This is a genomic window from Pseudorhizobium endolithicum (assembly GCF_902153245.2).
GTDB classification, from domain to species: Bacteria; Pseudomonadota; Alphaproteobacteria; order Rhizobiales; family Rhizobiaceae; genus Neorhizobium; species Neorhizobium endolithicum.
The window spans coordinates 181,296-200,483 of record NZ_CABFWF030000001.1 but is presented as its reverse complement, the minus strand read 5'-3'; the positions used below and the strand labels follow the sequence as shown (position 1 = coordinate 200,483).

Here is a 19,188-nt window from a genome sequence, read left to right as displayed (position 1 = left end):
TTCAACGTCACGGCGTCACGAAATCCGTTTTCCGGTAGCCCTGGATATAGAGGAGGGCGGTGAGGTCGCCGTGGTCGATGCGCATGCGGGCCTGGGCCGCGACGACGGGCTTTGCATGGAGGGCGACACCGGAGCCGGCGAGATTGAGCATGCCGAGATCGTTCGCCCCGTCGCCGACTGCGATAACCTCATCCGTGGAGATGCCGAGCCGCGCAGAGATCTCCGTCACCGCGTCGATCTTCGCCTGCTTGCCGAGGATCGGCTCCGCCACCTGGCCGGTGAGGATCCCGTCCTTCTCCAGCAGGATGTTGGCGCGGTTCTCGTGGAAGCCGAGGCGCGCGGCGATCGGGTTCGTGAAGACGGTAAAGCCGCCGGAGACGAGGGCGGTGTGGAAGCCCTGGGCCTTCATGGTGGCGATCAGTTCCGGTCCCCCGGGGGTCAGTGTGATGCGGCTGGAGATGACGTCGTCGACGACCGAGAGCGGCAGGCCCTTCAGGAGCGCCACCCGCTCCCGCAGCGCCGGCTCGAAGGCGATCTCGCCGTTCATCGCACGGGCCGTGATCGCGGCCACCTTGTCCTTGAGGCCGACGACGTCCGCGAGTTCGTCGATGCATTCCTGGCCGATCATGGTGGAATCCATGTCGGCGATCAGGAATTTCTTTCGCCGGGATTCTGTCTCCTGCACCACGAGGTCGACCGGCCCACCGGCGATCACGGCGCGGAGATTGGCTTCCGCTGCCTGGACATCCGCGCCGTCCCGCAGGGCTATGTCGCAGGCTATGCCGTCCGCGAGCCAGTAGAGACCCGCAGCGTTCACCGCCTCGGCTGCACGGTCGCCCATGGATGGAGACAGTACGGGATTTGACGGATGGGCGATGAGCGTGGCAACGAAAGCCATATGAGAAACCTTGCGACAGATTGGGACGCGATCCTGATAACGGGGCCGACCGCCAGCGGCAAGTCGGCGCTTGCCCTGCAACTGGCGGCGGATGCCGGCGGAGCCGTCATCAATGCCGACAGCATGCAGGTCTACGACACCTTGCGCGTGCTGACGGCACGCCCCTCGCAGGAGGAAATGGCCGACGTCCCGCACCATCTTTATGGCTATGTGCCGGCGACACGGGCGCATTCCACGGGAGAATGGCTACGGGACGTGGCGGCGCTTCTGCCGCAACTGCGGGCGCAGAAGCGGTTGCCGGTCTTCGTCGGCGGCACCGGGCTCTATTTCAAGGCGCTGACCGGCGGGCTTTCCGCAATGCCCGAGATCTCCCAGGACGTGCGCTGCCGGGTGCGCCTCAGGCTCAAGCAGGAGGGGGCCGAGCGGCTTCATGCCGAGCTTGCCGACCGTGACCCCATGACGGCCCGGACGCTTCGGCCAACCGACGGGCAGAGGATCGTTCGTGCCCTCGAAATGCTGGAAGAGACCGGCCGCTCCATCGCTGCTTTCCGGCAGGAGCCTGGGCCGATAGTCATCGACCCGGACCGGGCGCTGAAACTCGTCGTGCTGCCCGACCGGGCGGTGCTGCAGGACCGGATCAACCGGCGTTTCGAGAAGATGTTCGACAATGGAGCCGTGGAGGAGGTCAGGGATTTGCTGGCGCTCGATCCTCCCGCTGAGGCTCCCGCGATGAAAGCGATCGGAGTCGTCCAGATCGCGCAGATGCTTGACGGGGGCATGACGCCGAAAGAGGTGGTGGAGCGGGCCTCGGCGCTCACACGGCAATATGCAAAACGTCAGATGACCTGGTTCCGCAACCAGATGGACGAGAGCTGGCGACGGATCGATCCTTCCGGCGATCAGTCCCTGTCGTCGTAGAGGCTGCTCAGCGGCCTCTTGAGCAGGGTGTCGCGCAACGAACCTTCCCGGCGCGGCGGCTGCAACGGGCGAAGTCCGGCATTCCCGCCGAAGGCTCGTGCGGAGACCGGCGGACGATCAGGGGAATGATCACGATCGAAACCGCGCGGCTGCTCGAAGGCGGCCGGCGTGCGCTGCACGTTCTGCGGAGATGCACCGGGTAGCATGTCCGGCCGATAGGGCTCCGGCCTTGCCGGAAGGTCCGCCGACAGTCCCGATGCCTGGTGGGAAGGCGCAACGCTGCGCGCCCAGCGGTCAAGTTCCATCTCGGCGGCCATGGCATCCCGCTCCTCGCTCTCCTCCGGGAGTAGTTGAGACCGTGCCTCGCAGACATCATCGGCGATTGGCTTGAAAGCCCCGAGTTCCGGCGCTGCGATCGAGCGCATCCGGGCCACGACGTTGCGGAGATCCACCGTGTCGGGTGTCTCCTCGCTGCCCTTGTCGAGGACCCCGTTCGCCTTCGGGAGGTATTTCTCCTCCACCCGCGCGAACCGCAGCCGCATCGGAACAGCGATCGCTTCGCCGAAGGCGATCGCCTCGCCGTTGCCGAGCGAGGACAGGAAGCTCAAGGTCGAGATCGACGAGTTGGGTATGGCCGACCGGATGATTTCCTGGTCGCGGTCGTTCGCGAGGCGCATCGCAAACAGGGTGGAGCATTGCGACAGGATCGTCTGGTCGAGTTCTCCCGGCCGCTGCGTGATGACCCCGAGCGACACGCCGTATTTGCGGCCTTCCTTCGCGATGCGGGCGATGGCCTGCCGGGTTGGGAGGAAGCCCCGCTCCGGATCCGCGGGGACATAGCGGTGCGCCTCCTCGCAGACGACGAGCATGTGGATTGCGCCGTTGCTCCAGAGCGCCAGTTCGAAGGCCATACGGCACAGGATGGACGCCACGGAGTTCACGACCTCGGACGGAATCCCGGCGAGCTGGAACGTGCAGATCGGCCTGTCACCGCCCGGAATGCGGAAGATGTGGGCGATCGTCTCCATGATCGTGTCCTGGATCGTATTGTTGGAGAACATGAAGTGGTAGCGCGGGTCATTGATCGCCGAGATGACGCGCAGCTTGAGGGTTCGCAGGATCGGCTTTTCGCCGCGCCCTTCCAGCCGGCCGATCCGCTCGTCGATCAGCGCGAGGAGGTCCGCCATCCGATACGGCACCGGCGTATCGGCCGTGATCGAGCTCTTCTCCGTGGTGCGGCGCATCAGGCTGGAATCGCCCCCGCGAAAGGCTCGCTTTGCTTCGGGGATGAGGTCCCGCAGGATGTCGAGCTCCTCCGCGACCGGGGGGCGGCCACGGAAAAGGACCTCCGCGAATTCCTCGAGCCTCATCAGCCAGAAGGGCAGGTCGAGTGTTTCCGTGTCGATGACGACAGCGTGTTCGGGGAACGCTGCCGCGAACTCGTTGTGGGGGTCGAGGATCAGGACCCGCAGTTTCGGATCCGCCTCGATGGCTTTGTGGAGGAGAAGCGAGACGGCGGTCGACTTGCCCACGCCGGTCGAGCCGACGATGGCGAAGTGCTTCGACAGCATCGAGGGGATGTGGATCGCGGCATCGATCGTTTCATCCTGCGTCAGCCTGCCGATGACGCAGCTATCGTTCTTGCCGGCGTCGTATATGCGCAGGAGGTCGGCGGCGCGGATGCGATGGGCGACCGCGCCGAGATAGGGATAGCGCGAGATGCCGCCGGAGAATTCTTCCCGGCCATCCGGGCCGACGCGGACCTCGCCCAGAAGTTCGGCCTCGATCCGAAAGCCGTTGTCGTTCTCGCCCCAGGTCTTCTCATCGGTCGTCATCGAATAGGCGAGCGCAACCACGCGGTTGTTGCCGACGCTGATCGAAATCAGGCGGCCGACCGACCACAGCTCCGTCAGCGTGGTCTCTCCGTTCTCTGCCGTGGCGGCGATCGTTGCACGTGAGCCCGTGCACGCGACCACCCGCCCGAGCATCCGGTTCCCCGGCGCGGTGGTGTCCCGGCGATCCTGTTCGCCAGCCGATACGGAATGGTGCAGGTCGTTGTTGCGCAAGACGAAGCCCTGTCATCGGGAGAGGAGCATCAATGCTCTCCGGCTGCTGACCAACTGCAACCTAGTGCAGCCGGTTTAACAAGTGGTGTAGTTCGCCTGCCTTGGCCGGCCATTCTTGACCGGGCGTAATTTTTGGTGTCGATCGCGTTGACGCGGAGCAACAATCTGTCTAACACTTCCGGCCATGACGATTTCGAACGTACTTATCGTGGTGGGAAGGCGCATGGGCAGGATGGTGTAACCATCCGGCGTCAGCCACCCATGCGCTAACAGGCTCCTCAAGGGGCCTTTTTTTATGCCCAATCTCAGCCAGAACAGCCGGAGCGAGTGGATCAGGACAATGACGGACAGCAACAATCAGATGACGGGCGCGGAGATCGTTCTGAAGGCTCTGAAGGACAACGGGGTGGAGCATATCTTCGGCTATCCCGGCGGCGCGGTGCTGCCGATCTATGACGAGATATTCCAGCAGGAAGAAATCCAGCACATCCTCGTCCGGCACGAGCAAGGGGCGGGTCATGCGGCCGAAGGCTATGCGCGCTCGACCGGCAAGGTCGGCGTGATGCTGGTCACTTCCGGGCCGGGTGCGACGAATGCCGTCACGCCGCTGCAGGACGCGCTGATGGATTCCGTGCCGCTGGTCTGCATTTCCGGGCAGGTTCCGACGACGCTGATCGGTTCGGATGCCTTCCAGGAATGCGACACCGTCGGCATCACGCGGCCCTGCACCAAGCACAACTGGCTGGTGAAGGACGTCAACGAACTGGCCGGCATCATCCATGAAGCGTTCCGGATCGCGCAGACGGGCCGCCCGGGCCCGGTCGTCGTCGATATTCCCAAGGATATCCAGTTTGCCACCGGCACCTATACGCCGCCGGGCGAGACGCCCGTCAACAAGAGCTACACCCCGAAGCTGCAGGGCGACCTGAAGGCAATCCAGGCCGCCGTCGAACTGATGGCCGCGGCGAAGCGTCCGATCCTCTATACGGGCGGCGGGGTCGTCAATTCCGGGCCGGAAGCCTGCCGCCTGCTGCGCGAACTGGTCGACCTGACGGATTTCCCGATCACCTCGACCCTGATGGGGCTCGGCGCCTATCCGGCATCGGGCAGGAACTGGCTCGGCATGCTCGGCATGCACGGCTCCTACGAGGCGAACATGGCGATGCACGACTGCGACGTCATGGTCTGCATCGGGGCGCGCTTCGACGACAGGATCACCGGGCGTCTGAACGCATTCTCGCCGAATTCCCGCAAGATCCATATCGACATCGACCCGTCCTCGATCAACAAGAACGTCCGCGTCGACGTGCCGATCCTCGGCGATGTCGGGACGATTCTGGAAGACATGGTCCGCCTGTGGCGGGCGCTGCCGAAGAGGCCGGAGGCGGCCCAGACGCAGGAATGGAAGGCCAGCATAGAACGGTGGCGGGCGCGCAATTCCTTCGCGTTCAAGCCGTCGAACGACGTCATCATGCCGCAATACGCGATCCAGCGGCTCTACGAACTCTCGAAGGGCAGGGACACCTACATCACCACGGAAGTGGGCCAGCACCAGATGTGGGCGGCGCAGTTCTTCGGCTTCGAACAGCCGAACCACTGGTTGACCTCCGGCGGTCTCGGCACCATGGGCTACGGCCTTCCGGCGGCGATCGGCGTTCAGGTGGCGCATCCGGACGCGCTCGTCATCGACATCGCCGGCGATGCCTCCATCCAGATGTGCATCCAGGAAATGTCCTGCGCCATCCAGTACAACCTGCCGGTCAAGATATTCATCCTCAACAACCAGTACATGGGCATGGTGCGCCAGTGGCAGCAGCTGCTGCATGGCAACCGGCTGTCGAACTCCTACACGGAAGCGATGCCGGACTTCGTCAAGCTGGCGGAAGCCTATGGCGCGGTCGGCATGTACTGCGACGATCCGAAGGAACTCGACGGCAAGATCGAGGAGATGATCGCGGTGAAGAAGCCGGTGATCTTCGACTGCCGCGTCGCAAACCTCGCCAACTGCTTCCCGATGATCCCGTCCGGCAAGGCGCATAACGAGATGCTGCTTCCGGACGAGGCCACGGATGAAGCTGTCGCCACTGCCATCGATGCCAAGGGCCGGCAGCTCGTTTGAGCGGCAGCTTGTTAAAGCCATTTCTGAGATAACGGACGCAAGAACATGAATGCTCATCAACTACCGACCGGATCGGCCTATTTTATCGCTCCGGAAACGGCAAAGGCCGAGAACCATACGCTCTCCGTGCTCGTCAGCAACGAGCCGGGGGTACTTGCCCGCGTGATCGGCCTGTTTTCCGGCCGCGGCTACAATATCGAGAGCCTGACGGTTTCGGAAACGGAGCACGAGGCACATCTCTCCCGCATCACCATCGTCACGCGCGGCACGCCGAGCGTGCTGGAGCAGATCAAGGCGCAACTGGAGCGCATCGTTCCGGTGCACCGGGTGGTGGATCTCACAGTCCGCGCGCAGGTGCTCGGCCAGGAGCGGCCGATCGAACGGGAGGTGGCGCTGATCAAGGTGGTGGGTTCGGGCGAGCATCGGGCCGAGACGCTGCGGCTTGCCGATGCCTTCCAGGCCAAGGTGGTGGATGCGACGGTGGAGCATTTCATCCTGGAGATTACCGGGAAGTCCTCGAAAATCGACCAGTTCGTGGCCATCCTGAAACCACTCGGCCTCATCGAGATCTGCCGCACCGGGATCGCCGCGATGAACCGCGGCCCGCAGGGAATGTAATCAGATCATCTCCAGCGGCGTCGGCCGGCTCGGGGGCGGGAAGGCGGCATCCAGTGCCGCCAGGTCGTCGTCCGTCAGGTCGAGTTTGGCCGCCTCCCTGTTTTCCGCGACGCGTGACGCATGGGAAGATTTCGGGATGGCGATGACGCCGTCCCGTTCCAGCAGGAAGGCGAGCGCCACCTGCGCCGGCGTCGCCTGGTAGGCCTTGGCGATGTGGATGAGGGTGTCGTTACGGGCGAGGCTTCCCTGCTCGATCGGCGAATAAGCCATGACTGCGATGCCACGCTTCTGGCACCAGGGAAGGAGGTCGTACTCCACTCCCCGGCGGGACAGGTTGTAGAGCACCTGGTTGGCGGCGCAGTTCTCGCCACCCGGCACCTCCATCAGTTCCCGCATGTCGGCAAGATCGAAGTTGGAGACGCCCCAGGCGCCGATCCTGCCCTGCCGCCGAAGCTCTTCGAAAGCCTCCACCGTTTCTGCAAGCGGATGTTCGCCGCGCCAATGGAGGAGGTAGAGGTCGATGCGGCCGGTCTTCATGCGGGTGAGGCTGCGCTCGCAGGCGGCGATCGTGCCTTTGCGGCTGGCGTTCCACGGATGGACCTTGCTGACGAGGAAGACTTCGTCACGGCGGCCGGAGATTGCTTCACCGACAAGGCGCTCGGCGCCACCCTCGCCATACATCTCGGCCGTGTCGATCAGGGTTATGCCGCGGTCGATGCCCTCACGCAGGGCGGCGATCTCCTGTTCTGCCTTCCCGGCATCCTCGCCCATCTGCCATGTCCCGAGGCCAAGTGCCGGCACGACCACACGGTCCGGGAGCGTGACGGTCGGGAGGGTGTCGTCTATCATGGAACGGCTCCAGCTCAATGACGCCAAGATAAGGCGTACCGCTCGCCTGCCAAGCCCGCTTGAAGCGACTGCGGAATGAGCCTAGAACTTTCCCAGGCCGCCCGCCGAACGAGGCGACCGTCTGGTGAACATCAAACATTGGCGCCTGGAGAATACATGCCGCTGGAAACCTTTCTGGCCCTGGTGCTGTTCGCATTCACGACATCGATCACGCCCGGCCCCAACAACATGATGCTGTTCGCCTCGGGGGTGAACTTCGGCTTTCGCCGGACCATTCCCCACATGCTGGGCATCGGGGCCGGCTTCCTGTCGCTCCTGATCGGCGTGGGACTCGGGCTCGGCGCCCTGATGCAGAGCGTGCCTCTCGTCTATACCATCCTGAAGTTCGCAGGCGGAGCCTATCTCCTCTGGATCGCATGGAAGATCGGCACTTCGCGCAGCCTGTCGGAGGGCGAGGCGGGAGCGCGGCCGATGACCTTTTTCGGAGCGGCCGCCTTTCAGTGGGTGAACCCCAAGGCCTGGGTAATGGCGGTGACGGCGATGGCCACCTATACCAACCCCACCTATTACGTGCCGACGGTGCTATTGGTCGGCGTGGCCTTCGCGCTCGTCAACCTGCCGAGCGTCTCCACCTGGGCCGGCTTCGGCTCGGCGCTGCGCGAGTGGCTGTCGGTGCCATTGCGGCTGAAATGGTTCAACATCACCATGGCCGTTCTGCTCGTCATCAGCCTCTGGCCGATGCTGAAGTAAAGGGCGGGAGCAATGCACGAGCACGATCCCCACGATCACGATCACGATCACCACCACGACAACCGCTATTCCGACATGCAGGCGCGGGTGCGGGCCCTGGAGACGGTGCTGACGGAGAAGGGCCTGATCGAACCCGCCGCCATCGATGCAATCGTCGAGACCTACGAGACCAAGGTGGGACCGCGCAACGGCGCGCGCGTCGTGGCGAAAGCCTGGAGCGACCCGGAGTTCGCGGATTGGCTGCGGCAGGACGCGACGGCGGCGATCGCCAGCCTCGGCTTCACAGGTCGGCAGGGCGAGCACATGCGGGCGGTGTTCAATACACCGGAAATGCATAATCTCGTCGTCTGCACGCTTTGCTCCTGTTATCCCTGGGCGGTGCTCGGCCTCCCTCCCGTCTGGTACAAGGCGCCTGCCTACCGGTCGCGGGCAGTGATCGATCCGCGCGGCGTGCTGACGGAGTTCGGCGTGAGGCTGCCCCAGGGCACGAAGATCCGCGTATGGGATTCGACGGCGGAGCTGCGTTATCTCGTGGTGCCCATGCGTCCCGAAGGGACGGAGGGGATGGATGAAAGCCGGCTTGCCGATCTTGTGACGCGCGACTCGATGATCGGTACCGGACTTGCGCTCTCGCCGGAGCAGGCTCGATGAACGGGCCCCACGATCTCGGCGGCCAGATGGGGTTCGGGCCGGTCGCGCCGGAGCCGAACGAGCCGTATTTTCATGCCGGCTGGGAAAAGCGGGCGCTCGGCATCACGCTCTCCTGCGGTGCATTCGGTGCCTGGACGATCGATGAGAGCAGGCACGCCAGGGAGAATATTCCGCCGGCGGATTATCTGAAGGCCAGCTATTACGAAATCTGGATCCGTGCGCTGGAGACACTTCTGGAGCGGCATGGCTTCGCGAATGCCGAGGAGATCGATGCCGGGCACAAGCTGCAGGAGCCGGCGAAACCGAAGCGGGTGCTGACCGCCGACCTGGTGGCTGGCGTGCTGGCACGGGGTGGACCGTGCGACCGGCCTGTGGAGACGGAGCCGCTATACGCGGTCGGCGACCGGGTGCGGACCCGGAACTTCAATCCGGAGACGCATACGCGATTGCCACGCTATGCGCGGGGGAAGACCGGTGTGATCGAGGCGGTGCAGGGCTCCTTCGTCTTCGCCGACGACAACGCGCATGGTCGCGGGGAGAACCCGCAATGGGTCTACACCGTCGTGTTCGATGGCGGGGAGATCTGGGGCGAGGGTGCCGACCCGACCCTGACGGTCTCGATCGATGCCTGGGAGAGCTATCTTGAGCGCGTGTGAGGCGAGATCCCTGCTTGTCCAGTCTCCGGGTCTGCCGCGTTCCGCCGAGGGCGATCCGGTGTTTCCGGAGCCTTGGGCGGCGGAAGCCTTCGCCATGACCGTGCATCTTCACGAGAAAGGTTTGTTCTCCTGGGGCGAATGGGCGGAAGCATTGTCGGCGGAAGTCCACAGGCCGGGACGCGCCGAGGACGGCAGCGACTACTTCGACTGCTGGGTCGAGGCGCTGACGGGGCTGCTGGTGCGCAAGGACATTGCGGATGCCGAGGCCATTCTTGGCCTGCAGAAAAGCTGGCAGCGGGCGGCGGAGGCGACGCCGCATGGACGGCCGGTCGAACTTGCGAACGATCCGCTTTCCCGGCGGTTTTGATCCTCTTTCGTTCTTTTCGGTTGCGGTAGCGTCCAGAATCCTGCCATGTCGCAGCCATGCAATTTGCTCCGCAACAGGACGAGGCCCTGAAGGCCGTTTCGCGCTGGCTGAAAGACGGCCGCCAACAGGTCTTCCGGCTATTCGGCTATGCCGGAACCGGCAAGACGACGCTTGCCAAGCATTTCGCCGAGCATGTGGATGGCGACGTGCTGTTCGCTGCCTTTACCGGCAAGGCAGCGCAGGTGCTTCGCTCACGCGGCGCCAAGAACGCCAAGACCATCCATTCGCTGATCTACAGGCCTCGGGGCGAGGAGGAGGTTTCCGACGAGGAGACCGGCAAGACCTCGATCTCACCGATGTTTTCCATCAACCGCCAGAGCCCCGTCGCGAAGGCAGCGCTGATCGTCATCGACGAGTGCTCCATGGTGGACGAGCAGCTTGGCCGCGACCTCATGAGCTTCGGCACGCCTATCCTGGTGCTGGGCGATCCGGGGCAGCTTCCGCCGGTCTCCGGCGGCGGCTTCTTCACGGAGCAGCAGCCGGATTACCTCCTGACGGACATCCACCGGCAGGCGCGGGACAACCCGATCATCCAACTCGCCATGAACGTGCGCGAGGGCAAGGAGATCATGTATGGGGACTATGGGACGGCGCAGGTGATCTCGCGCAACGAGGTGAACCAGGCACTGGTGCTCGACGCGGACCAGGTTCTCGTCGGCACGAACAAGACCCGCAAGCGATACAACCAGCGGCTCCGCGAGCTCAAGGGTTTCACCACGGACTATCCGCAATCCGGCGACAAGTTGGTCTGCCTCAGGAACGACCAGGTGAAGGGCCTGCTCAACGGCTCGCTCTGGCAGGTGATGAGTTCGTCGCGGGAAACCGTGAAGCCGGGCATCAACCTGATGATCCGCCCGGAAGACGACGACATGGATCGCGGTGCGGCGAAGATCAAGCTTCTGAAGGCGGCGTTCGAGAGCGAGGAGGAGATCCCCTGGTCGACCCGCAAGCGCTATGACGAATTCGACTACGGCTATGCGCTGACCGTCCACAAGGCGCAGGGTTCCCAATGGAACAATGTCGTGCTGTTCGACGAGAGCTGGGCGTTCCGGGACACGCGGGAACGCTGGCTTTATACGGGGATCACGCGGGCGGCGGAGACTCTGACCATCGTGCGGTGAACAAGCATCAAAAGTTTCAATGGGCGGATTTGCGAAAGCCATTGGTCTGCCGGGCCGCGCTGGCGTAAGCAGGTAGACATCTTCCAAACGGAATCCGTGCCATGCCGACCAAGCTTTCCGTCAACATCAACGCCATCGCCATGCTGCGCAACCGCCGCGACCTGCCGTGGCCGAGCCTGGAGCATCTGGGTCGCATCGCGTTGCAGGCAGGGGCAAGCGGGCTCACCGTCCACCCGCGGCCTGACCAGCGGCATATCCGCTTCTCCGACCTGCCGGTGATCCGGGCGCTGATCGACGACGAGTTCCCGCAGGCCGAGTTCAACATCGAGGGTTATCCGAGCGAGGATTTCCTGGCGCTGTGCGAGCGGACAGAGCCGGAGCAGGTGACGCTCGTGCCGGACGATCCGAGCCAGGCAACGTCCGACCACGGCTTCGACTTCAGGGCGCAGGGCGAGATGCTGAAACCGATCGTTGCGCGGCTGAAGGCGGGGGGAATGCGGGTTTCCCTGTTTGCGGACGGCGACGGTGACGTGGAGGCGGTGCGGCTGGCCAAGGAAACAGGCGCCGACCGGATCGAGCTCTACACCGGGCCTTACGGCGGTTGCTACGACAATCCGGAGCGCGCGGCTGAAATCGTCGAACTGCTGGGGCGGACGGCCGATGCGGCACGCGCGGAAGGGCTGGGGGTCAATGCCGGGCACGACCTGACCGTAGCCAACCTGCCGGCGCTGGTGAAGCGCATCCCTCACCTCGCGGAAGTATCCATCGGGCACGGGCTGACGGCGGACGCGCTGGAGTTCGGGATGGCGGAAACGGTGCGGCGATTCCGCCATGCCTGCGGGCAGACCGTTTAGACGGGCCTCGGTCCGGCTTCGGCGAGATTGAGTTCCCAGGTCTGGCCCACACATTGCGGCCCGAACATCGAATGTCTCTCCTCGGAGATAAGCTCGAATCCGGCCATTTCGTAGATCCGGATCGCAGCCGTCAGCATGTCGGTCGTCCAGAGCGACAGCTTCTCATAGCCTGCCGCCGTCGCGAAGCGGATGCACTCATCCACGAGCTTTCGGCCGATACCCAACCCGCGCGCCCGCGGATCCAGATAAAGCAGCCGCAACTTGGCGATGTTCCCGCCGCCGTCGGCGACGAGCACGCAGCCGACACGCGTGCCGCCACGCTCGGCGATCCAGCTCCGCTCGCGCTCCGGGTTGAAGTTGGCGATGAACCTGCCGGTAACCTCGGCGATGAGACCTTCGAACTTCTCGTTCAGACCGTATTCCCTGGCATAGGCCGTCGCCTGTGCCTCCACAAGCCAGCCCATGTCGCCGATCCTGTGCGGGCGCAGGATGACAGGTTCCGTTTCGCAGGTGGAGGATGGGGCGAGGATTGTGTGGACGGTCCGCAGGGCATCGACCAGCCGGGCCTGGTCCGCCTTATCGACGTTCTGTAGATCGCCGGCGATCTGCCGGCGCGACCGGTCGCCCAGGGTCTTGTAGATCTCCGCTCCCTCAGCGGTGAGGGAGAGGATGCGGCTACGCCCGTCGATGGGATCGGGTTCGGTCGCAAGGAGCCCCGCCTCACGGAACTTCTTCAGGATGCGGCTGAGATAGGCGGGATCCAGGCCGAGGTCGCGGTTCAGTTGCGTGGAGGAAACGCTACGACGTGATCCAAGCTCGTAGAGGATTCGGCCCTCGGTCAGGGTATATGGGGTCGCCAGATACCCTTTGGCCAGCAAGCCGAGCCTGTTCGTATAGAAGCGGTTAAAGGCGCGGATGGCCTCAATGGTTTCGGTCGCGATCATAGTGAAAAGCCTCCCCGGCGAGACTTTCGCTATTCACTTGACTGAGTCAAGTATCGTCACGCGGCGGATCGGGTGATGCCGGTTCTTTTCAAAGCGAACTCCACGGCGGCGCGGGCATGGACCGTGGTGGAGTCGATGCCGGGCAGCGGCAGACGCTCGGGGTCGAGCAGGAGGCAGATTTCCGTGCAGCCGAGGATGACGCTGTCGGCGCCGGCCGCGTTCGCCCCATCGATCAGTGCGAGGGCTTTCTGCCGCGACTCGGCGCGCACGGCACCAACGCAAAGCTCGCCGAAGATGATGTCGTGCATCAGGTCGCGGCCTTCCTTTTCCGGGACCATGACGTCCAGACCCGCCCGGCGCATCCGGTCGGCATAGAAACCGTGCTCCATGGTGTAGCGGGTGGCGAGCAGGAGAGGGCGCTTCAGGCCCTGGGCCTGCAGCGCTGCCGCGGTTTCGTCGATGATGTGGATCAGCGGGATTGCGCCGGCAGCGGCGACATCCCCGGCGACCAGATGCATGGTGTTGGTACAGATCAGGATGCATGATGCGCCCGCAGTCTCAAGCCGCCTTGCGCTGTCGGCAAGCGTCCGTGCCGCGAGGTCCCAACGGCCTGCCTTCTGCATCTCGACGATCTCTGCGAAGTTCACCGAATGCAGCAGGATGTCGGCGGAGGCGAGGCCGCCGCAGCGGCTGCGCACCATCTCGTTGATGAGGCGATAGTAGACCGCGGTGCTTTCGAAGCTCATGCCGCCGATCAGGCCGATGGTTTTCATGGTTGTTTCCCTTCCGAATTGCCGGTGATGATAGGGCGTGCTCCGCCGCAGCGGCGTGCATCTTGCGAGGTGATTGGGAGATTCTGCGCACGTGGATTGCGTCTTGCGGCTCTAAGGCGCATTCTGGATGCTTGAAAGGGAGAGCATCCGATGCTGGATGAGCGTGACCGAAAGATCCTGGATCTCCTGCAAGGGAATGCGACGCTGCCGGTGGCCGATGTCGCGGAGCAGGTGTCGCTTTCTCCGTCGGCCTGTTCCCGGCGAATTCAGCGGCTGGAGGAGGCGGGCTATATCCGCAGCCGGATCGCCGTGCTCGACCGCGACCGGATCGGCGTGCCGACCACCGTTTTCGCGCTCATCAAGACCGCGCATCATTCGGACGACTGGATCGAGAGTTTCCGCAAGGCGATCAGCGACATCGGCGAGATCGTGGAGGCTCACCGGCTTACCGGCAGCTACGACTACATCCTGAAGGTGGTGCTGCCTCGAGTGGAGCACTACGACATCGTCTACCGGCGAATGGTGAAGCGGATCGAGCTGTTCGACGTCTCCGCCTTCATCTCCATGGAGGTGTTGAAGAGCGGGGAGAGCCTGCCGGTAGACTACGCCCGCTGAGCCTCTTGACGAGGTGCGGACAAATCAGCATAAGTCGCTCACGAACCGTACCGTACGGTACCATTGTTGGAGTGAGTGTCGTGATCGCCGATGCAGGTCGGATGCCGGAGTTTACCCCGCGCCAGAACGAAGTTCTGGAGCAGGCGCTGCGTTTACTGGTGGAGGGCGGCGACAAGGCCTTGACCACGTCGGGTCTCGCACGGGCGGCGAACTGCTCCAAGGAAAGCCTCTACAAGTGGTTCGGCGACCGCGACGGCCTTCTCGCGGCGATGATCGCCCATCAGGCGAGCAAGGTCCGCACTGCCGAACGCGGCAAGGAGCGGCTGACGGCCGAAAGCCTGCGCGACCATCTCGAACTCTTCGCGCGCGATCTTCTGGAGGTGCTTTCCGGAGATGTGTCTCTGGCGCTGAACCGGCTGGCGATCGGCCAGTCGAGCCGCGACGGCTCCAAGCTCGGCAAGCTGCTCGTTGAGCACGGCCGGCGGCAGATCGACCGGCGCGCCATGGCTTTGATCGACGCCGGCAAGCGCGCCGGCCTCTTGCGCTTCGACGATGCCGATGCCGCCTATCACACGCTTTACGGCCTGATCGTGTCCGATCTGCATGTGCGCATGCTGCTCGGCGAGCCGGGGCTTAAGGACAATGCGCGCCAGGCGGAGAGGGCGGTTACCGCCTTCCTCTCCCTCCACGGCGCACGACAGGAATCGGGGGAGGCGTTGCGCTTCTCTTCGGGACGATGAAGACCAGCAACAACGTACACGCATAGGGAAGGAACTTACGATGCGCGTCTATTACGATCGCGATGCCGATCTCAACCTCATCAAGTCGAAGAAGGTCGCCATTATCGGCTACGGGTCCCAGGGGCGGGCGCACGCGCTGAACCTCAAGGATTCCGGTGCCCAGAACGTGGCGATCGCCCTGAAGAGCGGCTCGGCGACGGCCAAGAAGGCGGAAGCTGACGGTTTCAAGGTCATGACCGTTGCCGAGGCGGCCGGCTGGGCCGACCTGATGATGATGGCGACGCCGGACGAACTGCAGGCCGACATCTACAAGGCGGAGATCGCTCCGAACATCCGTGACGGCGCGGCGATCGCCTTCGCCCACGGCCTCAACGTCCATTTCGGCCTGATCGAGCCGAAGGCTTCCGTCGACGTGGTGATGATCGCGCCGAAGGGCCCCGGCCACACGGTTCGCGGCGAGTACCAGAAGGGCGGCGGCGTTCCCTGCCTGGTCGCCGTTCACCAGAACGCTTCCGGCAATGCCCTCGAACTCGCTCTCTCCTACGCCTGCGGCGTCGGCGGCGGCCGTTCGGGCATCATCGAGACCAATTTCAAGGAAGAGTGCGAAACTGACCTCTTCGGCGAACAGGTCGTTCTCTGCGGCGGTCTAGTCGAGCTCATCCGCGCCGGTTTCGAGACGCTGGTGGAAGCCGGCTACGCGCCGGAAATGGCCTATTTCGAGTGCCTGCACGAAGTGAAGCTGATCGTCGACCTGATCTACGAAGGTGGCATCGCCAACATGAACTACTCGATCTCCAACACGGCCGAGTGGGGCGAATACGTCACCGGTCCGCGCATCATCACGGAAGAAACCAAGGCCGAGATGAAGCGCGTGCTGAAGGACATCCAGACCGGCCGCTTCACCTCCGAGTGGATGCAGGAATACCGTTCCGGCATGGCGCGCTTCAAGGGCATCCGCCGCAACAACGACAGCCACCAGATCGAGGAAGTCGGCGCCAAGCTGCGCGGCATGATGCCCTGGATCGGCAAGAACAAGCTGGTCGACAAGTCGGTCAACTAAGCGACGTTAAACTGATGGAACCGCGAGGCCGGGGCGAAAGCTCCGGCCTTTCTCATTTTCCGGCCGCGATATAGAGCCAACGCGTCGGCATGTTGTCATATCCGGTGCCATCGGCCTCGTCGATCGTGATGTCCTTCAAGCCGCTTATGGCCAGAAGTTCGAAAAGCGATACGGCGGGCGGATAGTTATAGTAACGGCCGAGACCGTCGTGGCCCTCGGCATCGCCGGCCTTGAAGCTCGCATGCACCGGTGCATCCTTCCGAAGGGCAATGCGGATGCGGGAAAAGACATCCGGGAGTTGCGCGCGTGGCACGTGCAGCAGACTCGCCTCCGCCCATATGCCGTCGAATTCATCAGCCGCATCGAGTTCCTGGAACTGCATCACCTTGACCGGCCTGCCGATCAGCTTCTCTGCCTCTCGGGCGAGGCTTGCCGAACCGTCGCTCGGCACGACGTCAAAGCCCTTCTTCAGCATGTAGGCGCTATCCTGGCCACCGCCGCAGCCCAGTTCCAGCACCCGGGCTGCGGGTTTCAATCCAGCCAGGAAGGCATCGAGTCGCGCCATCGGCAGTCCGCGGACCCTTGATGCGTAGGCCTCGGCATTCTCGTCGTAGAATGATGACGTCATTGGTCTTCTCGAAGTGGCGATGGGGTTCAGTTCGTTGAGCACGCTGTCTTTTGTTGTGCAAGCCCGGCTGACGCCGAAGCCGAATGAAGGGGATAGGTCAGTGTTGCTGACCTATCGCCTTTTGTGTAGGATGGCGGCATTGGTGAAGGCGGAGGAAACGCAGATGCTCGACTGGGAAAATATCTTCGCAACCCGCGCCACGCGGATGCGGGCGTCGGAAATACGGGAACTGCTGAAGCTTCTCGATCAGCCGGACATCATTTCCTTCGCCGGCGGTATCCCCGATCCGGCGCTCTTTCCGGACGAGGCGTTCAAGCAAGCCTATGGGGATATTTTTTCCGGGCCGCGGGCGAATGCCGCGCTGCAGTACTCCATCAGCGAAGGCTATAAGCCGCTGCGCGAATGGCTGGTGACGGAGATGGTGAAGATCGGCATCCCCTGCAGCGTCGACAACGTCTTCATCACGTCCGGCTCGCAGCAGGCCCTGGACTATATCGGCAAGCTCTTCCTGTCGCCGAAGGATACGGCGCTCGTGACCTGGCCGACCTATCTCGGCGCGCTGCAGGCCTTCAACGCCTACGAGCCGACATACGACCAGCTGTCGCTGAACGGCAACCGCACGCCTGACGGCTACCGGGAGGCTGCCGCGAAGGCGGGCGGAGCGGTGAAATTTGCCTATCTCTCGGCCGATTTCGCCAATCCGACCGGCGAGACCGTGGACCGGCCCGGTCGCGAGAAGCTTCTGGCGCTGGCCGACGAGCTCGACATCGCCATCATCGAGGATGCGGCCTACCAGAACCTGCGCTATGACGGCGAGCCGGTTCCGCCGATCATGGCCCTCGATATTGCCCGCAGCGGCGGCATCGAGAATACCCGGACGATCTACAGCGGCAGCTTCTCCAAGACGCTCGCGCCGGGGCTTCGGGTGGGCTTCGTCGTCGCCGCGATGCCGGTCATCCGCAAACTGGTCCTGATGAAGCAGGCCGCCGACCTGCATTCCTCCACGATCAACCAGATCGCCATCGCCCATGTCGCCGAGCGGATATTCCCGGAGCAGGTGGCGAAGATCAGGAAGGCTTACAGCGCGCGGCGCGACGCGATGCTTGCGGCGCTTGCCAGGTACATGCCGGCGGGCACCAGCTGGACAAAGCCGGAAGGCGGCATGTTCGTCTGGGTGAGGCTTCCGGAAGGCATGGACGGCGGCGAACTTCTCGCTCGGTCGATCCAGACGGAGAAGGTGGCCTTCGTTCCGGGCAGAGCCTTCTACGCCGACGGCTCCAGCAACAATACGCTGCGGCTCTCCTTCTCCTGCGCCAGCGAGACCATGATCGAGGAAGGAATACAACGTCTCGGCCGGCTGATCGGCACGGCGGTCGCAGAAGCGGCCTGATCCGATGCGACCCGGGAAGATGCCGGATGTCCGGTGCTTCCCCTAACCCGCGGGACGGCGCGGCACTGTCATATGGCTGTTAGACGGCTGTGATTTAGCGGGGCATCCATCAGGAAGGGTCCCCATGAACAAGATCGTCTCAGCAATCTCCGCTCTCGCCGCCACGGCTCTTGTCGCCGGCGCCGTCCAGGCCGCAGATCTCGTGATCTACACGAGCCAGCCGAACGAGGACGCGCAGGCCACCGTCGACGGCTTCAAGGCAGCCAATCCCGACCTCGACGTCGAATGGGTCCGGGACGGGACGCCGAAGATCATGGCCAAGCTGATGGCCGAGATCGAGGCCGGCAATCCGGTCGCCGACGTCCTGCTGATCGCCGACACCGTGACGCTCGAGCGCATGAAGCAGGCTGGCCAGCTGATGGCCTACAAGTCGCCGGAAGCGAAGAACCTCGACGCCGCCCTCTACGATGCGGACGGCCACTACTATTCGACCAAGCTGATCACCACCGGCATCATGTACAATACCCAGGCCGGCATGAAGCCGACGAGCTGGAAGGACCTGACCAAGCCGGAAGCCAAGGGCCTGGTCGCCATGCCGAGCCCGCTGACCTCGGGGGCGGCGCTCATCCATGCCCAGACGCTGGCCGGCGTCGATGGCCTCGGCTGGGACTACTACGGGCAGTTGAAGGACAACGGCGCCGTCGCCTCCGGCGGCAATGGCGCGGTCCTGAAATCCGTTGCCTCCGGCGAGAAGGCCTTCGGCATGGTCGTCGATTACCTGCCGATCCGCGAGAAGGCCAAGGGTGCGCCGGTCGAATTCGTCTTCCCGGAAGAGGGCGTCTCCGCGGTGACCGAGCCTGTCGCCATCCTGTCTTCGACGAAGCACGAGGATGCGGCCAAGAAGTTCATCGATTACCTCCTCTCCGAGGAAGGCCAGAAGGTGCAGCTCGACCTCGGCTACATCCCGGCCCATAGCGGTCTCGGCGTTCCGGCCGGCTTCCCGCCGCGCGAGGAGATCAAGGTCCTGCCGCTCGATGCGGCCGACGCGCTCAAGAATTCGGAACAGGACCTCAAGACCTTCTCCGATATCTTCGGCACCGCCGGCTGATTC

20 protein-coding genes are annotated in these 19,188 nt (G+C 63.9%); 14 read left to right on the top strand and 6 right to left on the bottom strand.

The window, feature by feature from the left end:
* Positions 1-7: 7 nt before the first annotated feature.
* Positions 8-898: a phosphoserine phosphatase SerB gene (gene serB / locus RTCK_RS01200; protein WP_142590978.1), complete on the bottom strand. Its 891-nt coding sequence runs from the start codon at positions 896-898 to the stop codon at positions 8-10.
* On the opposite strand from serB, the gene miaA reads away from it, so the two are divergent.
* Positions 899-1,816, top strand: coding sequence for a tRNA (adenosine(37)-N6)-dimethylallyltransferase MiaA (gene miaA / locus RTCK_RS01195; RefSeq protein ID WP_142590976.1), 918 nt, complete (start codon positions 899-901; stop codon positions 1,814-1,816). It begins immediately after the preceding gene.
* On the opposite strand, the gene RTCK_RS01190 is transcribed toward miaA, so the two are convergent.
* Positions 1,798-3,882: a helicase HerA domain-containing protein gene (locus RTCK_RS01190; protein WP_142590974.1), complete on the bottom strand. Its 2,085-nt coding sequence runs from the start codon at positions 3,880-3,882 to the stop codon at positions 1,798-1,800. The genes miaA and RTCK_RS01190 overlap by 19 nt on opposite strands.
* Before the next feature lie 340 nt (positions 3,883-4,222).
* Between RTCK_RS01190 and RTCK_RS01185 the strand changes: the two genes are divergently transcribed.
* Together RTCK_RS01185 and ilvN are read left to right on the top strand one after the other, a co-directional pair.
* A complete protein-coding gene (locus RTCK_RS01185; protein ID WP_142590971.1) occupies positions 4,223-6,001 on the top strand; it encodes an acetolactate synthase 3 large subunit in 1,779 nt (592 codons plus the stop codon).
* Positions 6,002-6,046: 45 nt separating this feature from the next.
* Positions 6,047-6,619, top strand: a complete 573-nt coding sequence (ilvN, locus tag RTCK_RS01180) for an acetolactate synthase small subunit (RefSeq protein ID WP_142520324.1) — start codon at positions 6,047-6,049, stop codon at positions 6,617-6,619.
* Here the strand turns inward: ilvN and RTCK_RS01175 are convergent, their stop codons facing one another.
* On the bottom strand, positions 6,620-7,468 hold the full coding sequence (locus tag RTCK_RS01175; protein WP_142590969.1) for an aldo/keto reductase: 849 nt from the start codon (positions 7,466-7,468) through the stop codon (positions 6,620-6,622).
* A gap of 156 nt (positions 7,469-7,624) precedes the next feature.
* On the opposite strand from RTCK_RS01175, the gene RTCK_RS01170 reads away from it, so the two are divergent.
* From RTCK_RS01170 to RTCK_RS01145, 6 genes are all read left to right on the top strand, one after another.
* Entirely contained in the window at positions 7,625-8,218 is a 594-nt protein-coding gene (locus RTCK_RS01170) for a LysE family translocator (RefSeq protein ID WP_142590967.1), read from the top strand.
* Between the two features lie 12 nt (positions 8,219-8,230).
* On the top strand, positions 8,231-8,869 hold the full coding sequence (nthA, locus tag RTCK_RS01165) for a nitrile hydratase subunit alpha (protein WP_142590964.1): 639 nt from the start codon (positions 8,231-8,233) through the stop codon (positions 8,867-8,869).
* Positions 8,866-9,525, top strand: coding sequence for a nitrile hydratase subunit beta (nthB, locus tag RTCK_RS01160; RefSeq protein ID WP_142520328.1), 660 nt, complete (start codon positions 8,866-8,868; stop codon positions 9,523-9,525). The genes nthA and nthB overlap by 4 nt, the downstream gene beginning before the upstream one ends.
* Positions 9,512-9,892, top strand: a complete 381-nt coding sequence (locus RTCK_RS01155) for a nitrile hydratase accessory protein (protein WP_142520329.1) — start codon at positions 9,512-9,514, stop codon at positions 9,890-9,892. The genes nthB and RTCK_RS01155 overlap by 14 nt, the downstream gene beginning before the upstream one ends.
* Positions 9,893-9,948: 56 nt before the next feature.
* Positions 9,949-11,073: an ATP-dependent DNA helicase gene (locus RTCK_RS01150; protein WP_142590962.1), complete on the top strand. Its 1,125-nt coding sequence runs from the start codon at positions 9,949-9,951 to the stop codon at positions 11,071-11,073.
* A 101-nt stretch (positions 11,074-11,174) separates the two neighbouring features.
* Positions 11,175-11,927 carry a pyridoxine 5'-phosphate synthase gene (locus tag RTCK_RS01145; RefSeq protein WP_142520331.1) on the top strand — a complete coding sequence of 251 codons (753 nt, stop codon included), beginning with the start codon at positions 11,175-11,177 and terminating at the stop codon, positions 11,925-11,927.
* Here RTCK_RS01145 and RTCK_RS01140 read toward each other — a convergent pair.
* The gene (locus RTCK_RS01140; RefSeq protein WP_142590960.1) at positions 11,924-12,871 is read right to left on the bottom strand and encodes a bifunctional helix-turn-helix transcriptional regulator/GNAT family N-acetyltransferase; all 948 of its coding nucleotides are present in this window, start codon (positions 12,869-12,871) and stop codon (positions 11,924-11,926) included. The genes RTCK_RS01145 and RTCK_RS01140 overlap by 4 nt on opposite strands.
* A gap of 56 nt (positions 12,872-12,927) precedes the next feature.
* The gene (locus tag RTCK_RS01135) at positions 12,928-13,644 is read right to left on the bottom strand and encodes an aspartate/glutamate racemase family protein (protein WP_142590959.1); all 717 of its coding nucleotides are present in this window, start codon (positions 13,642-13,644) and stop codon (positions 12,928-12,930) included.
* Positions 13,645-13,794: 150 nt separating this feature from the next.
* On the opposite strand from RTCK_RS01135, the gene RTCK_RS01130 reads away from it, so the two are divergent.
* From RTCK_RS01130 to ilvC, 3 genes are all read left to right on the top strand, one after another.
* Positions 13,795-14,259 (top strand): Lrp/AsnC family transcriptional regulator, encoded by a 465-nt coding sequence (locus RTCK_RS01130; protein WP_142590957.1) that lies wholly within the window; start codon positions 13,795-13,797, stop codon positions 14,257-14,259.
* Between the two features lie 101 nt (positions 14,260-14,360).
* Positions 14,361-14,999 (top strand): TetR/AcrR family transcriptional regulator, encoded by a 639-nt coding sequence (locus tag RTCK_RS01125; RefSeq protein WP_142522839.1) that lies wholly within the window; start codon positions 14,361-14,363, stop codon positions 14,997-14,999.
* A gap of 40 nt (positions 15,000-15,039) precedes the next feature.
* Positions 15,040-16,059, top strand: coding sequence for a ketol-acid reductoisomerase (ilvC, locus tag RTCK_RS01120; RefSeq protein WP_142590955.1), 1,020 nt, complete (start codon positions 15,040-15,042; stop codon positions 16,057-16,059).
* A 52-nt stretch (positions 16,060-16,111) separates the two neighbouring features.
* Here ilvC and RTCK_RS01115 read toward each other — a convergent pair whose 3' ends face one another.
* A complete protein-coding gene (locus tag RTCK_RS01115) occupies positions 16,112-16,687 on the bottom strand; it encodes a class I SAM-dependent methyltransferase (RefSeq protein WP_142590953.1) in 576 nt (191 codons plus the stop codon).
* A 163-nt stretch (positions 16,688-16,850) separates the two neighbouring features.
* Between RTCK_RS01115 and RTCK_RS01110 the strand changes: the two genes are divergently transcribed.
* Both RTCK_RS01110 and RTCK_RS01105 read left to right on the top strand, forming a co-directional pair.
* Positions 16,851-18,077 (top strand): aminotransferase-like domain-containing protein, encoded by a 1,227-nt coding sequence (locus tag RTCK_RS01110; RefSeq protein WP_142590951.1) that lies wholly within the window; start codon positions 16,851-16,853, stop codon positions 18,075-18,077.
* A 124-nt stretch (positions 18,078-18,201) separates the two neighbouring features.
* Entirely contained in the window at positions 18,202-19,185 is a 984-nt protein-coding gene (locus RTCK_RS01105; protein ID WP_142590949.1) for an ABC transporter substrate-binding protein, read from the top strand.
* Positions 19,186-19,188: the final 3 nt, after the last annotated feature.

Excerpts from the sequence above, each read along its gene's own strand:
- serB (WP_142590978.1), bottom strand. The coding sequence starts at position 898 with ATGGCTTTCGTTGCCACGCTCATCGCCCATCCGTCAAATCCCGTACTG.
- nthA (WP_142590964.1), top strand. The coding sequence starts at position 8,231 with ATGCACGAGCACGATCCCCACGATCACGATCACGATCACCACCACGAC.
- RTCK_RS01140 (WP_142590960.1), bottom strand. The coding sequence starts at position 12,871 with ATGATCGCGACCGAAACCATTGAGGCCATCCGCGCCTTTAACCGCTTC.
- miaA (WP_142590976.1), top strand. The coding sequence starts at position 899 with ATGAGAAACCTTGCGACAGATTGGGACGCGATCCTGATAACGGGGCCG.
- RTCK_RS01110 (WP_142590951.1), top strand. The coding sequence starts at position 16,851 with ATGCTCGACTGGGAAAATATCTTCGCAACCCGCGCCACGCGGATGCGG.
- ilvN (WP_142520324.1), top strand. The coding sequence starts at position 6,047 with ATGAATGCTCATCAACTACCGACCGGATCGGCCTATTTTATCGCTCCG.
- RTCK_RS01125 (WP_142522839.1), top strand. The coding sequence starts at position 14,361 with ATGCCGGAGTTTACCCCGCGCCAGAACGAAGTTCTGGAGCAGGCGCTG.
- RTCK_RS01185 (WP_142590971.1), top strand. The coding sequence starts at position 4,223 with ATGACGGACAGCAACAATCAGATGACGGGCGCGGAGATCGTTCTGAAG.
- ilvC (WP_142590955.1), top strand. The coding sequence starts at position 15,040 with ATGCGCGTCTATTACGATCGCGATGCCGATCTCAACCTCATCAAGTCG.
- RTCK_RS01115 (WP_142590953.1), bottom strand. The coding sequence starts at position 16,687 with ATGACGTCATCATTCTACGACGAGAATGCCGAGGCCTACGCATCAAGG.
- RTCK_RS01150 (WP_142590962.1), top strand. The coding sequence starts at position 9,949 with ATGCAATTTGCTCCGCAACAGGACGAGGCCCTGAAGGCCGTTTCGCGC.
- RTCK_RS01175 (WP_142590969.1), bottom strand. The coding sequence starts at position 7,468 with ATGATAGACGACACCCTCCCGACCGTCACGCTCCCGGACCGTGTGGTC.
- RTCK_RS01135 (WP_142590959.1), bottom strand. The coding sequence starts at position 13,644 with ATGAAAACCATCGGCCTGATCGGCGGCATGAGCTTCGAAAGCACCGCG.
- RTCK_RS01145 (WP_142520331.1), top strand. The coding sequence starts at position 11,175 with ATGCCGACCAAGCTTTCCGTCAACATCAACGCCATCGCCATGCTGCGC.
- RTCK_RS01105 (WP_142590949.1), top strand. The coding sequence starts at position 18,202 with ATGAACAAGATCGTCTCAGCAATCTCCGCTCTCGCCGCCACGGCTCTT.
- RTCK_RS01130 (WP_142590957.1), top strand. The coding sequence starts at position 13,795 with ATGCTGGATGAGCGTGACCGAAAGATCCTGGATCTCCTGCAAGGGAAT.
- nthB (WP_142520328.1), top strand. The coding sequence starts at position 8,866 with ATGAACGGGCCCCACGATCTCGGCGGCCAGATGGGGTTCGGGCCGGTC.
- RTCK_RS01170 (WP_142590967.1), top strand. The coding sequence starts at position 7,625 with ATGCCGCTGGAAACCTTTCTGGCCCTGGTGCTGTTCGCATTCACGACA.